The sequence below is a fragment of the Stanieria cyanosphaera PCC 7437 genome, from assembly GCF_000317575.1.
In the GTDB taxonomy this organism is placed as follows: domain Bacteria; phylum Cyanobacteriota; class Cyanobacteriia; order Cyanobacteriales; family Xenococcaceae; genus Stanieria; species Stanieria cyanosphaera.
Window position 1 is genome coordinate 1,865,786 of record NC_019748.1, and the last position, 19,386, is coordinate 1,885,171.

At 41.8% G+C, this 19,386-nt stretch carries 16 protein-coding genes and 1 pseudogene; 12 read left to right on the forward strand and 5 right to left on the reverse strand.

The genetic code is table 11. From position 1 onward, the window contains the following. Positions 1–70: 70 nt before the first annotated feature. The 9 genes and pseudogenes from STA7437_RS08090 (at position 71) to STA7437_RS08125 (ending at position 11,051) form a co-directional block, all read left to right on the forward strand. Positions 71–565, forward strand: a complete 495-nt coding sequence (locus STA7437_RS08090; RefSeq protein ID WP_015192893.1) for a DUF1269 domain-containing protein — start codon at positions 71–73, stop codon at positions 563–565. A 319-nt stretch (positions 566–884) separates the two neighbouring features. Then, the gene (gene arcA, locus STA7437_RS08095; RefSeq protein ID WP_015192894.1) at positions 885–2,150 is read left to right on the forward strand and encodes an arginine deiminase; all 1,266 of its coding nucleotides are present in this window, start codon (positions 885–887) and stop codon (positions 2,148–2,150) included. A 75-nt stretch (positions 2,151–2,225) separates the two neighbouring features. After that, positions 2,226–3,047, forward strand: a complete 822-nt coding sequence (locus STA7437_RS08100; protein ID WP_041619879.1) for a cyanophycinase — start codon at positions 2,226–2,228, stop codon at positions 3,045–3,047. A 195-nt stretch (positions 3,048–3,242) separates the two neighbouring features. Then, positions 3,243–4,655 carry a chloride channel protein gene (locus tag STA7437_RS08105; protein ID WP_015192896.1) on the forward strand — a complete coding sequence of 471 codons (1,413 nt, stop codon included), beginning with the start codon at positions 3,243–3,245 and terminating at the stop codon, positions 4,653–4,655. Between the two features lie 151 nt (positions 4,656–4,806). Further along, positions 4,807–5,862 (forward strand): M14 family metallopeptidase, encoded by a 1,056-nt coding sequence (locus tag STA7437_RS08110; protein ID WP_015192897.1) that lies wholly within the window; start codon positions 4,807–4,809, stop codon positions 5,860–5,862. A gap of 508 nt (positions 5,863–6,370) precedes the next feature. Further along, positions 6,371–6,517 carry a hypothetical protein gene (locus STA7437_RS26520; RefSeq protein ID WP_171815446.1) on the forward strand — a complete coding sequence of 49 codons (147 nt, stop codon included), beginning with the start codon at positions 6,371–6,373 and terminating at the stop codon, positions 6,515–6,517. 332 nt (positions 6,518–6,849) lie between these two features. Further along, a pseudogene (locus STA7437_RS27660) lies at positions 6,850–7,633 on the forward strand (SDR family oxidoreductase). Between the two features lie 46 nt (positions 7,634–7,679). Next, entirely contained in the window at positions 7,680–8,243 is a 564-nt protein-coding gene (locus tag STA7437_RS08120; RefSeq protein WP_015192898.1) for an HdeD family acid-resistance protein, read from the forward strand. Between the two features lie 48 nt (positions 8,244–8,291). Beyond that, positions 8,292–11,051 carry an MGH1-like glycoside hydrolase domain-containing protein gene (locus STA7437_RS08125; protein ID WP_015192899.1) on the forward strand — a complete coding sequence of 920 codons (2,760 nt, stop codon included), beginning with the start codon at positions 8,292–8,294 and terminating at the stop codon, positions 11,049–11,051. Positions 11,052–11,219: 168 nt separating this feature from the next. Here STA7437_RS08125 and STA7437_RS08130 read toward each other — a convergent pair whose 3' ends face one another. Together STA7437_RS08130 and STA7437_RS08135 are read right to left on the reverse strand one after the other, a co-directional pair. Beyond that, complete coding sequence (locus STA7437_RS08130) at positions 11,220–12,461, reverse strand: HhoA/HhoB/HtrA family serine endopeptidase (RefSeq protein ID WP_015192900.1); 1,242 nt, start codon at positions 12,459–12,461, stop codon at positions 11,220–11,222. A gap of 295 nt (positions 12,462–12,756) precedes the next feature. Further along, a complete protein-coding gene (locus tag STA7437_RS08135; protein WP_015192902.1) occupies positions 12,757–13,497 on the reverse strand; it encodes a sulfite exporter TauE/SafE family protein in 741 nt (246 codons plus the stop codon). 112 nt (positions 13,498–13,609) lie between these two features. Between STA7437_RS08135 and gcvT the strand changes: the two genes are divergently transcribed. Next, complete coding sequence (gene gcvT / locus STA7437_RS08140) at positions 13,610–14,725, forward strand: glycine cleavage system aminomethyltransferase GcvT (protein ID WP_015192903.1); 1,116 nt, start codon at positions 13,610–13,612, stop codon at positions 14,723–14,725. Between the two features lie 220 nt (positions 14,726–14,945). Here gcvT and STA7437_RS08145 read toward each other — a convergent pair whose 3' ends face one another. The 3 genes from STA7437_RS08145 to hpsJ-A all read right to left on the reverse strand — a co-directional run bounded on the left by STA7437_RS08145 (position 14,946) and on the right by hpsJ-A (position 17,283). Continuing rightward, on the reverse strand, positions 14,946–15,578 hold the full coding sequence (locus STA7437_RS08145; RefSeq protein ID WP_015192904.1) for a hypothetical protein: 633 nt from the start codon (positions 15,576–15,578) through the stop codon (positions 14,946–14,948). Then, entirely contained in the window at positions 15,568–16,428 is an 861-nt protein-coding gene (crtA, locus tag STA7437_RS08150) for a cyanoexosortase A (RefSeq protein WP_015192905.1), read from the reverse strand. The genes STA7437_RS08145 and crtA overlap by 11 nt, the downstream gene beginning before the upstream one ends. Before the next feature lie 99 nt (positions 16,429–16,527). Further along, on the reverse strand, positions 16,528–17,283 hold the full coding sequence (gene hpsJ-A / locus STA7437_RS08155; protein ID WP_015192906.1) for an HpsJ-like protein, cyanoexosortase A-associated: 756 nt from the start codon (positions 17,281–17,283) through the stop codon (positions 16,528–16,530). A 428-nt stretch (positions 17,284–17,711) separates the two neighbouring features. On the opposite strand from hpsJ-A, the gene STA7437_RS08160 reads away from it, so the two are divergent. Together STA7437_RS08160 and STA7437_RS08165 are read left to right on the forward strand one after the other, a co-directional pair. Next, entirely contained in the window at positions 17,712–18,344 is a 633-nt protein-coding gene (locus STA7437_RS08160; protein ID WP_015192907.1) for a PFE-CTERM domain-containing protein, read from the forward strand. 394 nt (positions 18,345–18,738) lie between these two features. Further along, positions 18,739–19,368 (forward strand): PFE-CTERM domain-containing protein, encoded by a 630-nt coding sequence (locus STA7437_RS08165; protein ID WP_041619880.1) that lies wholly within the window; start codon positions 18,739–18,741, stop codon positions 19,366–19,368. The last annotated feature ends 18 nt before the right edge of the window (positions 19,369–19,386 follow it).

The following is a 19,386-nucleotide window of genomic DNA, read 5'->3' on the forward strand; positions in this document are numbered from 1 at the left end:
CCTATTTCAAATCTGATTAGCTCGAACCAGTCAAGAAGGATTACAAATCAAGATTAACTAGGAGAAAAATATGTCAACTTTAACCGTCTGGAAATTCAATACTACTGATGGGGCAGATAATGCATTGAGCAAACTAGAAACCCTGCAAAAACAGCAGTTGATTCAAGTTCTAGATGCAGCCATCGTATCTTGGCCGCGGGGACGAAAACGGCCTAAAACTTACCAGGCGATGAATACTGTGGGAGCGGGTGCCCTAGGAGGAGCTTTTTGGGGAATGTTGTTTGGTCTGCTCTTTTTTGGGCCATTATTAGGGATAATAGTGGGTGCGACAGCAGGTGCGCTTTCAGGTAAGTTTACTGACTATGGGATTAATGACAATTTTATCAAAGAGTTGCAAAGCAAAGTCACAGAAGGAACTTCTGCCTTATTTTTATTGACGGGGCAAGTCACGATAGACAAGGTTGAAGCAGCTTTCGCACCCGATGAAAAAGGCGAATTGATTCAATCGAATCTATCTATTGAGCAAGAAGCCAGGCTGCGGGAAGACTTTGGCGCAGAGGTATAGAGCTAGGTAATAGGTAATGAGTAATGAATGAAAAGTTATAAGTTATGAATTCTAAATTTTTAACTCAACGCTCAGCACGACTAAACGAGGGGCTGTGTCGTCCCCTTACCTTGTAAGCCCCTTGTCGAGAGTAAACGTTGAGCTTGCTCAAAATTCAAAATTTTTTGTTACCTGCTCCCTACTACCTCTATTCTGATTCCTGGCTTTAGTATTTACCTTCGGTGATGGTTTCGTTTTATCTGTGGCTGCGCTCGCTCTTAGATCTGACCCTTATGCGCTCGTAAAAGGTCGAATCTGCAATCTAATCGGAGGAGTTATTATGACTGTCGTTAAAGATCGAAGTTCCATTTCTTATGGAGTCCACTCAGAAGTGGGCAAGCTGCGAAAAGTAATGGTGTGTTCGCCAGGCTTGGCACATGCCCGTTTGACCCCCACCAACTGCGACGATCTGCTGTTTGACGATGTGCTGTGGGTAGAGCGAGCCAAGCAGGATCATTTAGACTTCATGGCAAAGATGCGCGATCGCGGTATTGAAGTCGTCGAAATGCACGAACTGCTGGCCCAAACTCTTAATATTTCAGAAGCAAAAAAATGGATTTTAGACCAACAGATCGTACCCAATGAAGTCGGACTGGGTCTAATTGAGGACGTTCGAGCCTTTTTAGAAAGCTTGATTTCTACACAATTAGCTGAATATCTCATCGGTGGACTTGCCGCTTACGATATCCCCAAAGATTTTGGTGGGGACTTTCTCCGGGCAGCTCAAGAAGCAAGTGGTATTACCGGCTATTTACTACCGCCCTTGCCCAATACCTTGTACACTCGCGATACTACCTGCTGGCTTTATGGCGGTGTTACCCTCAATCCACTCTACTGGCCCGCTCGCCACGAAGAAACCGTCCTTACAACAGCAATTTACAAATTTCACCCCAGCTTTGCCCAAGCAAACTTCCAAATTTGGTGGGGCGATCCAGAAGTCAACCACGGTTCGGCGACCCTCGAAGGTGGGGATGTCATGCCTATCGGTAACGGCATTGTCCTGATTGGCATGAGCGAACGCACCTCGCGCCAAGCAATTACCCAACTGGCAGCAGCTTTATTTAGTAAGGGAGGTGCCCAACGGGTAATTGTCGCTGGGATGCCTAAACTTCGGTCGGCGATGCACCTCGATACGGTATTTACCTTTTGCGACCGCGATGTCGTCACCTTGTTTCCCGAGATTATGGATCGAGTCGCAACCTTTTCTCTCTGGCCGAGCGACAAACCTCCTGGGTACGAATTGACTAAAGAGTCTCAGCCATTTGTCGATGTGGTAGCTGCATCCCTGAGTCTGAAAAAGCTGCGGGTTGTAGAGACTGGGGGCAACACCTATGCCAGACAGCGTCAGCAGTGGGATAGCGGCAACAACGTTGTCTGCTTGGAACCAGGTGTAGTTTTCGCCTACGATCGCAATACTCATACCAATAACGCGATACGCGAAGAAGGGATAGAAGTTATCCCCATCGTGGGCAGTGAATTGGGACGCGGACGGGGTGGCGGTCATTGCATGACCTGTCCGTTGATTCGGGATGCAGTTGATTTCTAAGAAGATGGTTGAGTGGCATTCAATTTATTAAATGCTGAAACAGCAGATATTTTAGCAATTGGAGGAACACTTATTATGGGTACTGAACAAAAAAGGGGTGCTCTAGTCATTATTGGCGGAGCAGAAGATAGAGAAGGCGAGCTTCTAGTCTTGCGAGAATTTATCCGAACGGCTGGTGGCGTGAAAGCTCGAATCGCGGTAATGACTGCCGCTACTGGTTATCCCAGAGAAGTAGGAGACGAATACACCGACATTTTTGAGCGATTAGGAGCAGAGTCAGTGGAGGTAATTCATACCGAACACCGCGACGATTCCGAACGAGAAGACTCTCTCCGCATCGTTAAGGAGGCAACAGGCATCTTCTTTACCGGAGGTGACCAAATGCGCATTGTAAACTTCATCAAAGGAACGTCTTTAGATAAGGTTATTCACAATCGTTATGAGGAAGGAGCCGTAATTGGCGGCACCAGTGCTGGGGCTGCCATGATGCCCGATCAAATGATTTTGGGAGGGACATCCGTGGCCAATCCCAGTGTTGATGCGGTTAGTATAGGTCCTGGTATGGGGTTTTTACCAGGTATCCTCGTGGATCAGCATTTTGCTCAACGAGGTCGCCTCGGTCGCCTGCTGGCAGCCCTGGTGCTGGAACCTGCCGTACTAGGTTTAGGCATTGATGAAGACACGGCTATCATTATCAACGGCGATGAATTTGAAGTAGTAGGAAGGGGTGCCGTTACCGTCGTTGATGAAACGACCTCTACCCACAACAACCTGGAAGGATTGCTCAAAGATGAACCCATTGCCCTTTGTGGGGTGCAGTTGCATATTTTACCCCACGGCTATCGGTTTAACCTGAAGACGCACCTACCACGGTTTGTTGAAAAAGGTAAGGGTTAAAGATGACGACTTTAAATTAATTCGCAAAAGACAGTTTACACTGGCGATCAAATCCAGGGGTATCTGTCGTCAGTCAATTAGATATTAACGACCTCGAACCTGGCAAAAAGCACCGCTTTTTCTGCCAAATTTTCGCTCAATATACATTTGAACTGATAACGCTCACCCCACAACCACTCTTCGTACAAAAACGCCATGGCAAACGACAAGCTACTATCTCTGTTGACCAGCGTGGGCGGATGGACTATTGGCGGTCTGCTCGGAGGTTTAGTCGGCTCCTTGGCTGCGGTTCTGCTGACCGAGTCGATCAAGCGAAGCCTCGATGCCGTTTCCAGACTAGACACCGTCTGGCTGCTGCTGCTGCCATTGCTCGGTGTTACGCTAGCTGTGCTGGTGTTGCATGGACTAGGCAAGGGTAAAGCCGTGCAGGTATTGGTTTCCCCTAAAGCCGCTCTCCCTCTGCGCCGACTTCCACCGCCCACATGGTACTCCTTCCCCCACGACGTTATGCGCCGACTTCCACCGCCTACATGGTACTCCTTCCCCCACGACGTTGCCCGGGCCGATCTCTCCGCCGACGTGGTGGCCACGGCCGGAGCAGAAGAACGCTTCCCCTGGAATCTGGCACCATTGCGTGCCCTTGCCATCTTATCCACTGTTGGGCTTGGTGCGACTATGGGAACAGAATCTCCAGCAGCCCATATCGGTGTTGCGACGGGGGTCTGGTTGGGTAGCACAAATCCAGCGCTGCGCCGACTGGTGCGGCCTATGGCAGTAGGTGGTGGTGCTGCGGGTGTGGCTGCCTTGATGGGGATACCGCTGGTGGGCAGCTTCTTCATGTTTGAACTGAGTCAGCGACGAAAGGTTCCGATCGCCCCTAAGCGAGTGGCTGCGATGTTAGCGGGCGGACTGGTGGGATGGGGAGTCAACGTAGCCTTCAGGCTCGATCTGATCCGGCTCGTCGTGCCGAAGGTTTCCCCCGCTGACTTCTGGGATGGGGTGGCTGCTGCTCTGTTCATCGGAGCGCTCGCGGGCGCGATTACGGCGCTCACTGGTGAGGCCATCTACTGGGCTCGAGGTTTACCGACCAAGCCAGTCATTCGTCTCCTGATTGGTGGCATGGTTATGCTATCTCTGGCGATGGTGATAGGACTGATTGCCACCCCAACAGCGGCCTTTGGTCCTGGGGGAGCCGCCATCATCTGGGCCGAAACCGTCCAAACTAGCCCTTACCAACTACTGGCTGTGGCTCTGCTTCGGGCGGCATCGACCACTGCTGCCGTTGTAGCCGGGGGCTGTGGTGGCGTGTTTGTACCTTTTCTAGCGATCGGCGACCTGAGTGGCCGAGTGTTTGCGACAGCATTTGGGATTCCGGCAGATCTGGCGGGTGCCGCTGGAGCAGCAGCTGGCATTACTGGTGGCTATCGGCTACCGTTCACAGCTGTAGCAATGGTGCTAGGGATCGGTGGCCCAAGTACAGCCAAGCTAACCTGCCTCGCCACAGTTGTGGTCGCCGCCCTCTCTGGATTGGTGACTACACGGGCAGTTAATACACTGTCCAGTTCCCTGTTCACCACGCTCCGTCGGAAGAGATCGTCAGCAGACTAAAACTGGATCGAGGACGTTCAATACCTGTAGCGACCCAGAATGTGCGATTCGTTTCTAGGTGAATAAATAGCCTAGAGTGTCGGTCAAACATAAATCGGTTTAACCTGAAAACTCACTTACCACGGTTTGTTGAAAGAGGCAAAAGTGAAAAATGACGACTCTAATTAATTCGCAGAAGACAGTTTACACTGGCGATCAAATCCAGGGGGTATCTGTCATCAGTCAGTTAGATATCAACGACCTCGAACCAGGCAAAAAGCACCGCTTTTTCTTCCAGGGGGTGCAAATGGGTACCGGTCAGCACTGGTATGTTCCCGTCGTTGTTGCCAAAGGCATTCGTGACGGTAAGCGGATCTCCCTGACTGCTGGGGTACACGGCGATGAATTAAGCCCAGTGAATGCAGTGCAGCGAATCATGGCAAATCTCGATCCGACAAAAATGTCGGGTACGGCGATCGCTGTATTTGACCTCTCTCGTCCGGCCAAGGAATACACGCAGCGCAAGTGGCCTGTTGCACAAAAAGGCGGTTCCTTAATCGACCTCAATCGCGTGTGGCCGGGCAACGAAATGGGCGACGATACGCCGACACGTCATGCTGGCATTCTCTGGAATCGACTGTTTAAACATAACGTCGATGTTGCCCTTGACTATCACACGGCTTCGACTGGTGGCGATTTTACGATGTTCATCTTCGCCGACTTTCGTAAGTCGGAAATCCGAAAAATTGCCGAGCTGTTTCCATGCGAACAGATCAAGAACGATTTGGGCGAAAGCGGTTCCCTCGAAATGGCGTTCGTCGAGGCGGGCATCTCGGTTATAACTATCGAGATCGGCGGTCCCCGTATCTTCGATCAACCGAAGATCGCGATGGTCGTCGAAGGCAGCACGAACGTCCTCAAGCACTATAAAGTGATTGACGGTTCTATGGGTCGCACGTCCCAGGAAGCTGGAACCTTCTTCGGCGATGCTTTTGAGACCATCCGTTCGACGACTGGCGGTTATCTCGAGTTGCTTGTCGATCTTAGAGACAAAGTTACACCAGGTCAGAAAATCGCCCTCCAGCGCAACTCTTTCGGCGATGTCGTCGCCGAGTATACAGCTAGCGTGGCAGGGGAAGTCGCAACGATCGCTCGCGATGCTCTCTGCGAACCTGGCTCGCGGATAATGCAGATTTTGTACGACAGCGCGAACTCGATAAATCAGTAATCAAGAGTATTTGATCTAGAAAACGTAGGGCTTACAAGCACTTGATTAAACCCTAAATGCTTGTAATATCAAGTTCGGTTGAATAATTATATTAAAGTTGAGGTCAGATATAGCAGTTCTCATACTGGTGAGGTACAAAGTATTTGGATTTAAGGCAGGAGGCAGGTGTTAAGTGTACCTCGTGGATTCGAGAAACGCTATAACAAGTAATTAGTAATTAGTAATTAGTAATTAGTAAATGCAACCAGGCTTTTTTATTTCAACCAATTATTCGTACTTGATATAAGCCCCCTCATGAACATAAAGGACAAAAAAACAAAGTTATCACTGACAACAATCGATCCGATCAGTTTTTCCCAGAAGAGAGAAACAAAAATCTCTCCATCGAAATTCCTGCCGAACAATCTCCCAGATTTACTGAGAAAATTCTTTCTGGATACTAGCCGATGGGAGAAATCCAGCTTCGCAGTCGAATGTTTAGAGGCTTAGCTGGTGGAAGAATGCCTTGGTGAGTTCTCATTTCAGGCTGGAGCTTGTTTGGCGGTATTTTTTGGCTGCTGCGTGTCGCAGTCAACTGATCATCGGTTATGGCGTGGATTTATGTAGCGATCGCAGGAATTCCACTCTTCATTTTGTGGAAAGGGATAAAAGCTAAGCTTTCAAGCAAAAGACGCAGGAGGCTATAGCAAACAATTGCTTATTTGTCGTCATACCCAGTCCCTTTAATGAATGACTAACGAAAATTCCCCCTCTCGAGACGACAAGCCAGATTGAATGGGATTAGATAGAGAAGTCTTTTCATATCAGTTTCATATTTTTTTGTTTTACGCTAAAGAACAATATTTCAAGCAAGAATGTCTGCGTTAGCTATTTTAGCTGCTTAAGATATGGGTAAAGACAATAAAAATATTTAATTATTTCTTATGCAATACACTCAACTTGGAAAAACAACTCTCAATGTTTCAAAAGTTTGTTTGGCAAAACACCATGAGAAATTTGAAAGGTAAAAATGGATTGATTACCGGAGCGAGTTCTGGGATTGGACAGGCGATCGCCATCCGTCTTGCTCGAGAAGGTTGTAATATTGCGATTAGCTACCGCAAAAATGCTGAAGAAGCAAAACGCACCGAAGAAATCGTACTGCAATATGCTCGTGAATCGGGTAAAGCAAGTAATGTGCAGACTCTCATCGTACAGGGAGATGCTGCGAAAGAAGAAGACATTAAATTTGGCAGCCTGGATATTCTGATTAACAGTGCCAGAATTCAACTAGAATCGCCCTCCCACGAAATTACAACCGATAAATTCGATCAAGTCATCGCCGTAAATCTCCGAGGTGCTTATCTTTATGCGCGAGAAACCATCAAGCATAATGTTGGCACAAAAGCGTTTCGGTGTAATTATCAATATTTCCAGCGTTCACGAAATCATTCCTCGCCCGATGTATCTCAGCTACTCTATCAGCAAAGGAGGAATGGGCAATTTGACTAAAACTCTAGCGTTGGAATATGCCAATCGAGGAATTAGAGTCAATGGGATCGGCCTCGGAGTCACCATCACCCCCATCAGTGAAAACTGGACAGAGGAGCTAGAGAAAAAGGCGCTGGTTGAAAGTCATATTCCAATGGGGCGAGCAGGAACTTCTGAGGAAATGGCGATGGCGGTTGCTTTTTTAGTATCTGACGAAGCTGCCTACATCACCGGACAAACCCTGTTCATCGATGGAGGGCTGACCCTCTATGCTGACTTCCGAGAAGCATGGTCGGCATAGGATGTACAAATCAAATACAAGATAAATCCTTGTCGGAGCAACTATTATGAGTACTGAAATGTTTAATCGGGAAATAAACCGAGGTTTGGGCTGGTTGGTCGCCCTAGGCGTCTTGATGATTTTGCTGGGCATTGCTGTAATTGTAGAACCCTTCATTGCAACAATCGCCGTCGCCCGTATCCTTTCCTGGACTCTTTTATTTGCTGGTATTGTCCGAACGGTTCATGCTCTTCAGTCCCGCCAACAACGAGGCTTTTGGTTAAAGCTATTAGTAGGAATTTTCTACGTAATTGCCGGTATTTTGTTACTTAGCAACGTCTTTGGGGCTGCTCTCACCCTTACCCTAGCCTTTGGAGGGGTCATCCTAGCTCAGGGCATTCTTGAAGTGATTGCAGCATTCAAAGTTCGACCAGAACTCAACTGGGGTTGGATGCTGTTGAGCGGCATCATCGCGATTATTTTAGGAATTTTTATTTTGTACCAGTGGCCCTTTAATGCCATCTGGTTAATAGGACTTTTTACGGGGATTAGTTTCATCTTGTCAGGAATTTGGATGATTGTCTTTCCCTTGGCAATTCTTAGCCATTTATCAAGAACGACATTGCCCTGAAATCCCCAAACACATCAGCCAAATTAACTAATATTGCAGGAGACATCTATGACTGCGGAAGAACGACGGCTCGAACAAAACCGCACTGGCAAAGTCAATTGGTATAAATGGGGACCCTATCTGAGTGAGCGGCAGTGGGGCACGGTGCGCGAAGATTACAGTTCTGATGGGAATGCCTGGAATTATTTCCCCCACGACCACGCGCGATCGCGAGCATATCGCTGGGGAGAAGACGGACTAGGCGGTATCACTGACGACCACAACCTGCTCTGCTTTGCGCTGGCACTATGGAATGGCAAAGATCCCATCCTCAAAGAACGGTTGTTCGGATTGACCAATGGTGAAGGCAACCACGGTGAGGATGTCAAAGAGTACTACTTCTACCTCGATAGTACGCCTACCCACTCCTACATGAAGTACCTCTACAAATACCCCCAAAAAGAGTTTCCTTATATCGATCTGGTCGAAACTAATCGCAACCGTAACCGTTATGAACTGGAATACGAGCTGTTAGATACGGGCATTTTTGATGACGATCGCTACTTTGATGTGTTTGTAGAATACGCCAAAGCAGATGCCGAAGATATTTTGATTAAAATTAACATTGCCAACCGAGGACCCGAAGCGGCTCCGATTGATGTATTACCCACTCTTTGGTTTCGCAATACTTGGTCTTGGTCAGACAGTGGCTCTAAACCTGTACTAACAAAATTTGAGGGCACTGGAAATAGCGTTATTCAAGCCCAAATTACGAATGACTTACTGAGACAGTATGTGAGTGAATATTACTTTTATTGTGATGGGGTCGTTCCGCTCTTGTTCGCGGAAAATGAAACCAACAATGAAAGGTTGTTTGGTTCTTCTAATTCCACTCCCTATGTGAAAGACAGCATTAACAATTACATCGTGGACGGACAGAAGAATGCCATTAATCCTTATAATGTTGGCACAAAAGTTACGCCCCATTACCAACTTACAGTTGGATCTGGAGAAACTAAGACGATTCGATTGCGCTTGAGCAAACAGTCTCCGACTCAGTTAGAAGAGCCATTTGGTCAATTCGAGCAAATATTTGCGACTCGTCTTCAGGAAGCGGATGAGTTTTATGAGACAGTGATTCCACCATCTGTTCTGGTAGATAATGATCGCACCAACGTCATGCGACAAGCCCTAGCTGGGATGATGTGGACGAAACAATACTTTTACTACGACTTGGATCTATGGCTGAGGGAGCGTGGCGTTACTCCTTGGACAATGACAGACCAGAAGAGGCACGTGCGAAACAGCGATTGGTTTCATATGCATAACGACGATATCGTTTCCATGCCGGACAAGTGGGAATATCCCTGGTACGCTGCCTGGGATCTAGCATTCCATGTAATTCCCATTAGCCTGATCGATCCAGACTTTGCCAAAAAGCAACTGATGTTGATGTTGCAGGAAGATTACATCCATCCAAATGGTCAAATTCCTGCCTATGAATGGAATTTTGGCGATGTCAATCCGCCCGTACATGCTTGGGCTACCTGGGAAATTTATACCCGCGATCGCGCAGCGCCTCGCTGGGAGCGAGATCGCGAACGCAACAAGGGAGTTGGCGATATTGATTTCCTCAAATACGCCTTTTCTAAATTGCTGATCAACTTTACTTGGTGGGTCAACCGCAAAGATGAAGGCGGCAATAATTTGTTTCAAGGTGGCTTCCTGGGACTGGATAACATTGGTGTATTTGATCGCAGTTCTTCTTTGCCAACTGGAGGACATTTAGAACAGGCGGATGGTACCGCCTGGATGGTTTTCTTCAGTGAGCAGATGTTCCAGATTGCGATCGAGTTGGCAATTCACGATTCCCTCTACGAAGACTTTGCCATTAAGTTCTTTGAACATACCATGTGGATTGCCGGAGCGATGGATCGCATTGGCGAACAACATGACGAACTGTGGGACGAAGAGGATGGCTTTTTCTATGATGTATTGCGCTTACCAGATGGCAATTCCACTCGCTTAAAGGTGCGATCATTGGTGGGCTTGTTATCCCTGATGGCAGTGGCTGTCTTCCCCCGCGAAGCCTTCGACAAGCTGCCGCGCCTGAAGGAAGTGGCGCAAGAGTTCATTCAAAGGCATCCCGAACTGGCTCATAATGTTCACCTACCAATTCAGCCTGGACTCCGAGGACGGCTGATGCTGTCTATCTTGAACGAACAGAAGTTGCGCCGTATTCTACAAAGAATGCTAGATGAATCTGAGTTTCTCAGCGATTATGGCATTCGTTCTCTCTCGCGCTATCACCTCGACCATCCTTACTTTTTCTATCATGCAGGGCAGGAGTACAAAGTGGGATACGTTCCAGGTGATTCAACCTCAGGGATGTTTGGTGGCAATTCAAACTGGCGCGGTCCGATTTGGATGCCAATGAATATTTTGCTGTTAAAAGGGCTGCTGCAATTCTATAGCTACTATGGTGATGATTTTACCGTGGAATATCCAACGGGGTCTGGCAAATATCTGACGCTGTATGAAATTGCCAATTGTATTAGCGAACGCATTGTCAGCATTTTTCTGAAGGATGAATCTGGTCGTCGTCCATTATATGGCGGTGCTGAGAAGTTCCAGACCGACCCTCACTGGCGCGGTCTGATTCTGTTCTATGAATATTTCAACGGCGATAACGGGGCAGGAATTGGTGCTTCTCACCAAACCGGATGGACGGGTTGCGTCGCCCGAATCATCCAGGCTCTAGGCTACTTTACTCCAGAAATGATTTTAGATACTATTACACCCGGAGAACTGGCAAAGTACCGAGTTTAGTAGCAAACAGTAGAGAAGAGGGTAGGAGGCACTGCATGAGGTGTCTCCTAATTTTTAATGCCATTGATTCCTAAAGTCTACAATAATTATCTAGCTCCGCATTGAAATCCTTAATGAGCAGTACAATTTCAACCCTCGATTTGATACTTTCAATCAGCAATAACAATATTATTTATTAGCAAGAGCGTCGCTTGGTAACAAACCAACTTGAACATTTAAATTCATGGTTTGATCTTGACGATATAACGTTAAAGGTAAGCTTGCTCCAACTTGAGTTTTTTCTACTGTTTGTTGTACTTGATCGGCAGATTTAATCGGTTGATTATTAATCATAGTAATGACATCACCACCGCGTAAACCTGCTTGAGCAGCAGGAGAATTGGGCAACACTTCGATGATTAATACCCCTTCCCTATCGCCTAAATCTAGGTTTTGGGTGGTTTTAAGTTGTTGTTTGACTTCTGGAGTCAAAGAAGCCATGCGAATTCCTAAGAACGGATGATCTACTCTACCTTTAGCAATTAACTGTTCGGCAATGTTTCTAGCCGTATTAATCGGAATGGCAAAACCCAATCCTTGGGCGCGTTGAATAATGGCCGTATTAATTCCAATTACCTCACCATTGGCATTTAGTAGAGGGCCACCAGAATTACCAGGATTAATTGCTGCATCAGTTTGAATAAAATCAATTCGTTTATCGCCAACCCCAATTTGAGAACTACTACGTCCAGTAGCACTGACAATTCCAGTGGTAACTGTATTATCTAAACCAAGAGGATTGCCAATTGCGATCGCCCATTCCCCAATTTGCAGATTATCAGAGTCGCCAAAAGTAACTGTAGGTAAATTTTCTGCTTCGATTTTGACTACACCCATATCTGTAATCGAGTCAATCCCCATTACTTTTCCTTGAAAAGTACGACCATCTTTAAGCACAACACTAACCGAGTCTGCGCCATCAACTACATGGGAATTCGTCAGAATTATTCCGTCGGCACTAACAATAAAACCCGAACCAGTACCTCGTTCTACTTGTGTTTCAGGTATTTGTTCCAATTGAGAACCAAAAAATCTACGGAAAAAAGGATCGTTAAAAGCTTCTGGTAATCGAGTTTCTACTGTGCGAGCAGAATCAATTCTTACTACCGCAGGGCCTACTTTATTAACAACATCGATCACAAAGTTAGTTGGGGCAGGAATCGAGGCAATCTGTTGAGAAGAATTGGAGTTTAGTTCAGTTTGATTTGAAGTAGCTGGAATACTCGCATCCAATCGAGGAGTACTAAATAAATAATTTCCACCTAAAGCCAAACCTCCTCCTAATAGCATTAGAGAAAGAGAGGTTTTAACTTTACGCCATCGTGGAGATTGGTTTTGTGGTTCTAATTTAGACGAAAAGTATGTTTTCATTGAGCAAAAATCACCTCTAATGCCAATTAATCGTTAAAAATTCTAAACTTGTAGTGGGGAAAATCAGCCCAGGAAGTCTGAAGGAGCTTTGAGTGAAGTACCTAGAGCTGACATCTTTAAATTTAAATAAAAGATATGACGTTTTGATGACAGTCTAGTGAAATTTTGATGACAAATCTATTTTATCGCAATTCTCACTTCTCTGAAGTACATCGGTTCGATACTAATAGAGCGTTGATAGTTAATGGTTCATGGTTGATTATTGATTGGTCACTGGTCACTGATATAAATAATCTTACCCAAACCAGAAAAACTGTCGTTGTTCCCAAAGAATTAAGATACTACTTAAAAGAACAAATCCAACGACTAACTGGCGAAATCTCTGTTCACTAACTCTTTTTAATGCTTTTTGTCCAATCCAATTACCAGGAAAAGCAGCAATTCCCATCAGTAAGCCATATTCTAAATAATGGAAATTTAACACTCCCAAACAAGCATAAGTAATAATTTTAACCAAATGAACGACTAACAAATGAGCAGACTTGGTAGCAATCATTTCTTCTTTAACTAACCCATAATTGAGATACAACGGGTTTAACATCGGGCCAGTACTGCCAATTAATCCTGAAAAAAAGGCAAAAATTAAGCCTGAAGGCAGAAAATACCAAGGACGAACTTGAAAGGTAGGTTGATCTCCTTTGATACTATAGCTCATGGTTGAGGTAATTAAAAATAATGCTAATAAAATCGGTAACCATTCAATTTGAGTTTTAGTATAAACTAATGCACCAAGGATTGCGCCAATGATTGCTCCTGGTAAATACCACCACATCAACTGCCAATTGACTTTGTCCCAATAAAGAAAAAGGCGTTGAGGATGACCGCATAGCATGACTATAGTTAAAACTGGAGGTACGGCAGTCGAACCTAAAAAATATCCAATCAAAGGAATTAGGATTAAAGGAGTGCCACCTCCTGCTAAAGTGCTGATGAACCAACTACTAAAACTTGCCAGAGTTAAAAATAAAATGCTCACAAAATTGAAGTGGTGTGTATGCTGATTGAGGTATTGATCATTTAAACTTTTTTAAAAATTTTATTAAACAAACCTTAAGCTTAACAAAAATTTTAGATGAAGAATTAACATTATGGAAACATTATCTTGGTTACGTACTCCTTTATTTGAACTATCACAGCAACAACAAGCACGATTTACTTCTTTTGCTGGTTGGGAAATGCCAGTACAGTATGGTGGGTTAAAACAGGAACATCATGCAGTTCGTACCACAGCAGGAATGTTTGATATCTCCCACATGGGTAAATTTGGTTTACAAGGAGAAGATTTAATTAAACAGTTACAGGCTTTAGTTCCTTCTGATTTGAGTAGACTAGAACCAAATCAAGCACAATACACAGTTTTACTGAATCCTGAAGGAGGAATTATTGATGATATTATTTTTTATTATCAAGGTAAGCAGCAAGATTTAGAACAGGGAATTTTAATTGTTAATGCTGCCACTACAGAGAAAGATAAACAGTGGTTATTGAAGCATTTAGCTGGTAGTTCGGTTGAATTGACAGATTTTTCTCAAGAAAAAGTTTTAATTGCGCTTCAAGGGCCAGAAGCCGTTACTTATTTACAACCCTTTGTAGATAGTGATTTAAATTCTTTAGCAGTTTTTGGACATCAACAAGTACAAATTGAAGGAAAACCTGCCTTTATTGCTAGAACAGGCTATACAGGAGAAGATGGTTTTGAAATTATGGTTGAACCAGAAGTAGGCAAAAGCTTGTGGCAAAAATTTAGTGAGGCGGGAGTTATTCCTTGTGGTTTAGGTGCTAGAGATACATTGCGCTTAGAAGCAGCCATGTGTTTGTATGGACAGGATATTGATGAAACAACTACCCCTTTAGAAGCTGGTTTGGGTTGGTTAGTTCATTTGGATAAACCAGAAGACTTTATCGGTAGAGAAGTATTAGAACAACAAAAACAGGCAGGAGTACAACGTCGCTTGGTTGGGTTGCAGATGGAAGGCAGATATATCGCACGTCACGGTTATCCAATTATTTCTGGGGGAGAAATGGTAGGAGAAGTAACTAGTGGTACTTTAGCACCTACAGTAGCAAAAGCGATCGCTCTTGGTTATGTGCCAAAATCTTTAAGTAAAGTGGGACAAAAATTAGAAGTGGAAATTCGCGGAAAAACCTATCCTGCGATGGTTGTTAAAAAGCCGTTTTATCGTTCTGCTCATCGCTCAATCTAGTAAGCTTTTACGCATCTAAATTTACTGGTTGAGAAATAATTGTAGAGACGTGTTACGTCTGTATAGAAGGCAGTTCGTTGAGGGCAGAAGTACAGGTTGAAATGCAATTTATAGCAACCGAACTATAGGTTAAGACAAGATAAAATCTTAAAAAATTGTAGGGACGAATGACCATTTGCCTTTACAAGATTGCGTGTCCTAATCTTTATTGCGACGGCTTTTATTTTTCTTCTTGGATAACTTGTACAACCAAAGTTTGTAAGTGTGTTTGTAAGATATTTGCAGCTTCTTCTTCAGTGAGGTTTTCTAAAGAAACAGACATATTAACCCAAAAACAACGCCAGTCTCTCAAATCTGATAAACCTAAAAACCAAGGTAACAGGTTTTGTTTAAGATTTTGGTTGGCAAGTTGAGCAAACTGTTGAGAAGTAAAAGCAGTTTTTCCTTGAGGATGAATGCAAGTAGTTAAGATAGTTTTTTTATCTTTAGTAAATAAAGCATAATTACCAAGGTTTTTATTTTCAATAACCGTTAAATTTTTGGGAACAGTTTGTAATTCTAGATATTTTTGAATTAGCTCTTGATTGCTTGTATTATTGTTAGAAATATAAAACACTTCTACCAGAAGATTATTAACAGAAGTTTCTGGTATGTAACGTTTTCCTTGAAGATTTTTCCCATAAGATTTAATCTTGTCAGTTGTGATTGACTCCCATTGATCTGAAGTAAATTTATTAGGAAATGTGTAGGTGGAAGATTGAGCTAATAATTTAATTCCTAGGGTGATAAAGATACTTAAACTACAACATCCTAAAATTAAAAGTCTAGCTTTGTGCCAATGTTTATGATTCATATAATTTACTCAAATCTTCTTTTTGCTGTTGTTTTTGTCGACTTAATAACCAGTGAACTAAGGCAAATAATAAGATAGCAATAGTCGTAAATACTTCTGCACCACTACTACCATGCCAATATTCAAAAGCTTCTTGATGATTATTTGCTACCAAAAGAGCCATCAAACAAAGGCGTATTCCATTCACAACTAAAGCAATTACAGTTGCCCAAAAACCAAGCAGTATTCTTTGAGATTTTTTAAGAGTAAAACACAAATAAATAACTAAACAAAATTGCCACATTAGCCATAACAAATTAAAGCTAGAGCAACGTCCTGCAATTTCAATTGAACCTGTAGGTAAAAAAACAAAATTATCTGTTTGAGTAACATCAAAACCGAGATACCAAAGTATTAATCGAGATATCTTAGCATCAAGAATAGAAATAGTTTGAGTGGGAGATAGCAATTTAAAAATATGCTCAAAAGGAATCCCTGTTAAACTAACAATTAGAATTGTTCGCCAATACTGAGTAACTTTGGTTATTTTAGTTGCCAGAAAACAAATTCCAAAAACAGAAACTAAAGGATAAATACGAGTCAAAATATCAGAGTATTCATTAGACAACAAAATACATCTAAGCAATACCCAAGTAATTAATAACAGCCCTATAATAGTAGAGAAAATATTGCTATCAAAAGAATAATTATTTCGATTGCGCCAGATAATAGATAAAGCTGCACACCAAAAAATTAAACTGGCAGAATCGTATTTAACGATATACCAATTTAAAGCAATTAATAAACTAGTTATAGTTAATAACCAAAAGCCATTATATTGAAGCTTGATTTTGTTGCGTAATTCAATCATTTTTAGGAGGCTAGATAATCTAAAAAATTTAAATGTTTTTTGAGTTATTAGCTAAATATTTAATAATAATGCCCATACATTACTTTTGGCTTCTGCTTTTTATAAAACTCTAGCCCATTTTGTATAATTCCAAATAAAAATAAAAGCTATCCCAGATACAATTGCACCAATTAACCATTTAAAAGTTGTTTTAATCAGATTAATTTTTTCTTGACTAAAATTATTTTGTAGTTGTTTTTGGGCAGTTTGTTGTTTTTGTTGAATTTGATTCAGTAATTTTTCTTTTAGTTGCTGAGGAGAAGAAACCGCAATTTCTGGAGCTTGCTGTTGATAGGTTTGTAATAAATTATTTAGTTGTTTGTTATTAGCTTGATTTAATTGTTCACTATACTGTTGAACTTGAGTTTTTTGTTGATTGATTTGACCAATGAATTGAGCTTCTTGATTCCGATTAATTCTAAAAGCATTACCAATTAAAACAGGAGTAATTAAAAAATATATTATTCCTAAAAGAAGAGCAAACCAAGAAAGTAAAGATAATAAAGTTAATTCTTTAGGTTTAATCGTATCTTGGTGACGACGATAGAAAATTAGTAAAAATCCAAGTAGGGGAGCCCAAACTGTTTCTACTAATCTACCTGCTGTTTCCCATCCCCAAACAGGATTAAACAACTTCGCATTAATTAATAAAGCTGTGTAATCTAGTAAAGCCAAAAATAAGACTATATAACCAACCAAATTGATAATTTTTGTGGATTTTTGCTCTACTACCTCGTTAACTTGTTTGAAACTAACCGATTTTTTAGGTTTTAATTTAAGAATTTTACGTAGTTTTCGGGAATAATGCTTAAGCATAAAAGTTTGAATAATTTAAAAATCAACTGAGTTGTTTATAGCTCAGAAAATTTACTACGCCAAGAAGTATTTTGTTTTAATTTGTGAAGATTAAGCAAATTAACTTAGGTGAAGATATTTGGTTAATTAAAATATCAATGATGAATAATCAATCGTTAACAAAAACCAGGGAAATGAACTGTATCTCAATAATCTGATAACCGCTATATTGATGTTTTTCAACCCGATTAGATTAAATTAAGGTTTTTAAATTTAAAAAAAATAGTTAAAGTTGCGAAAATATACTGACAAGAAAACCTCGCAAGAATACGGTGGTGATTGTTAAGCAGGTAAGTAAGAATTAAATAATTTCAATTATGTAAGTTTCTTAATTGAATAAATTCTTTATATTTAATCAAAGTTATTGTAGTAAAGTTACAGGTATTGACATGGTAACTACTAATGTAAATAAATTTTCTGCGTTATCTCAGAGTATTGCTTCTGTAGGGATAGCAACAGGTCTTGCTGTAGGCGTAAGCTTAAGTATCCAATCTAATGCCCATGCTCTCAGTGGTTTTCAAGGAGCTTATGCTCCTGCTAATTGGACATTTACTAATTCCAATGCTGATGGTTCTGTAAATACATCTTCAGCACCTAATTCCATTACTTTGACAGGTGGTAATAATGGTTCAGGTTCTTCAGGGACAACTGATTATACTATTGCTGCGGTTAGTAATAGTACTATAGCTTTTAATTGGAATTATTCAACCGTAGATGGTCCTAGTTGGGATCCATTTAATTTTTTATTAAATGGTACTCCAACTCAGCTAACAAATTCAGGTGGAGCGCAGACTCAAAGTGGTTTAGCTAGTTTTAATGTTAATACTGGTGATATTTTTGGATTTCGTATTTCTACAGTGGATAATGTTTTTGGGCCTGGAGTTGTAACAATCTCTAATTTTCCTGATGCAACTGCAGTTCCTTTTGACGTATCTCCTACCACTGGTTTGCTGATGTTAGGCGGTATTTATGGTTTTAATCACATTCGTAATAGCAGAAAGTTAAAGGGTTTCTCAAAATAGCTGAAAGTGTTTTAAGTAATTAGCATGAATTACCCCTGATTTTAAAACTAGGGGTTTCTTGTTTTTAATTATATATTTTAAATTTAAGTACAGGACAAAAACTATAAAGAGTATTGAAGTATTACTATTAATTTAATTTAGTTTGATTTAATTAAGTTTTTTGGATTTTATTGAGGTTTTAATTAATAAATAATTTTTGGGATTAATAAACAATTTATTCAAAATAAATATTTGAATTTTCAAAAATATACGGATAAGAAAACCTCGCAAGAATACGGTAGTGATTGTTAAGCAAGTGAGTAAAAATTAAATAATTTTAGTTATGTAATTTTCTTAATTGAATAAATTCTTTATGTTTAATCAAAGTTATTGCAGTAAAGTTTCAGGTATTAGCATGGTAACTACTAATATAAATAAATTTTCTAAGCTATCTCAAAGTATGGTTTCTGTGGGGATAGCGGTAGGTGTCAGCTTAAGTATCCAATCGAATGCTCACGCTCTCAGTGGATTTCAAGGTGTTTACGATCCTACTAATTGGACATTTACTAATACTGATGCTGATGGTTTTGTAAATACATCTTCCACACCTAATTCTATTACTTTGACAGGTGGTAATAATGGATCAAACACTCCAGGAACAACTGATTATACTACTATTGCTGTGAGTAATGATACTATATCTTTTAATTGGAATTATTTAACCTTAGATATAGCTTCTTCGCTAGATCCATTTATTTTTTTATTAAATGGTACTCCAATTCAACTAACTGATGATAGTGGAGCAAATACTCAAGGTGGTTTAGCTGACTTTCATGTTAATACTGGAGATACTTTTGGATTTAGTATCTTAACATATGACAACATTGGTGGCTCTGCTTCTGTGACTATCTCTAATTTTTCCGCTCCTGATACAATTGCTGTTCCTTTTGATGTATCTCCTACCACTGGTTTGCTGATGTTAGGCGGTATTTATGGTCTTAACCACATTCGTAATAGTAAAAAGCTAAAGGGTTTCTTAAAATAGTTCAAAATATTTGAAGTA

Coding starts and splice junctions, on each gene's coding strand:
- STA7437_RS08090 (WP_015192893.1), top strand. CDS start 71: ATGTCAACTTTAACCGTCTGGAAATTCAATACTACTGATGGGGCAGAT.
- arcA (WP_015192894.1), top strand. CDS start 885: ATGACTGTCGTTAAAGATCGAAGTTCCATTTCTTATGGAGTCCACTCA.
- STA7437_RS08100 (WP_041619879.1), top strand. CDS start 2,226: ATGGGTACTGAACAAAAAAGGGGTGCTCTAGTCATTATTGGCGGAGCA.
- STA7437_RS08105 (WP_015192896.1), top strand. CDS start 3,243: ATGGCAAACGACAAGCTACTATCTCTGTTGACCAGCGTGGGCGGATGG.
- STA7437_RS08110 (WP_015192897.1), top strand. CDS start 4,807: ATGACGACTCTAATTAATTCGCAGAAGACAGTTTACACTGGCGATCAA.
- STA7437_RS08120 (WP_015192898.1), top strand. CDS start 7,680: ATGAGTACTGAAATGTTTAATCGGGAAATAAACCGAGGTTTGGGCTGG.
- STA7437_RS08125 (WP_015192899.1), top strand. CDS start 8,292: ATGACTGCGGAAGAACGACGGCTCGAACAAAACCGCACTGGCAAAGTC.
- STA7437_RS08130 (WP_015192900.1), bottom strand. CDS start 12,461: ATGAAAACATACTTTTCGTCTAAATTAGAACCACAAAACCAATCTCCA.
- gcvT (WP_015192903.1), top strand. CDS start 13,610: ATGGAAACATTATCTTGGTTACGTACTCCTTTATTTGAACTATCACAG.
- STA7437_RS08145 (WP_015192904.1), bottom strand. CDS start 15,578: ATGAATCATAAACATTGGCACAAAGCTAGACTTTTAATTTTAGGATGT.
- crtA (WP_015192905.1), bottom strand. CDS start 16,428: ATGATTGAATTACGCAACAAAATCAAGCTTCAATATAATGGCTTTTGG.
- hpsJ-A (WP_015192906.1), bottom strand. CDS start 17,283: ATGCTTAAGCATTATTCCCGAAAACTACGTAAAATTCTTAAATTAAAA.
- STA7437_RS08160 (WP_015192907.1), top strand. CDS start 17,712: ATGGTAACTACTAATGTAAATAAATTTTCTGCGTTATCTCAGAGTATT.
- STA7437_RS08165 (WP_041619880.1), top strand. CDS start 18,739: ATGGTAACTACTAATATAAATAAATTTTCTAAGCTATCTCAAAGTATG.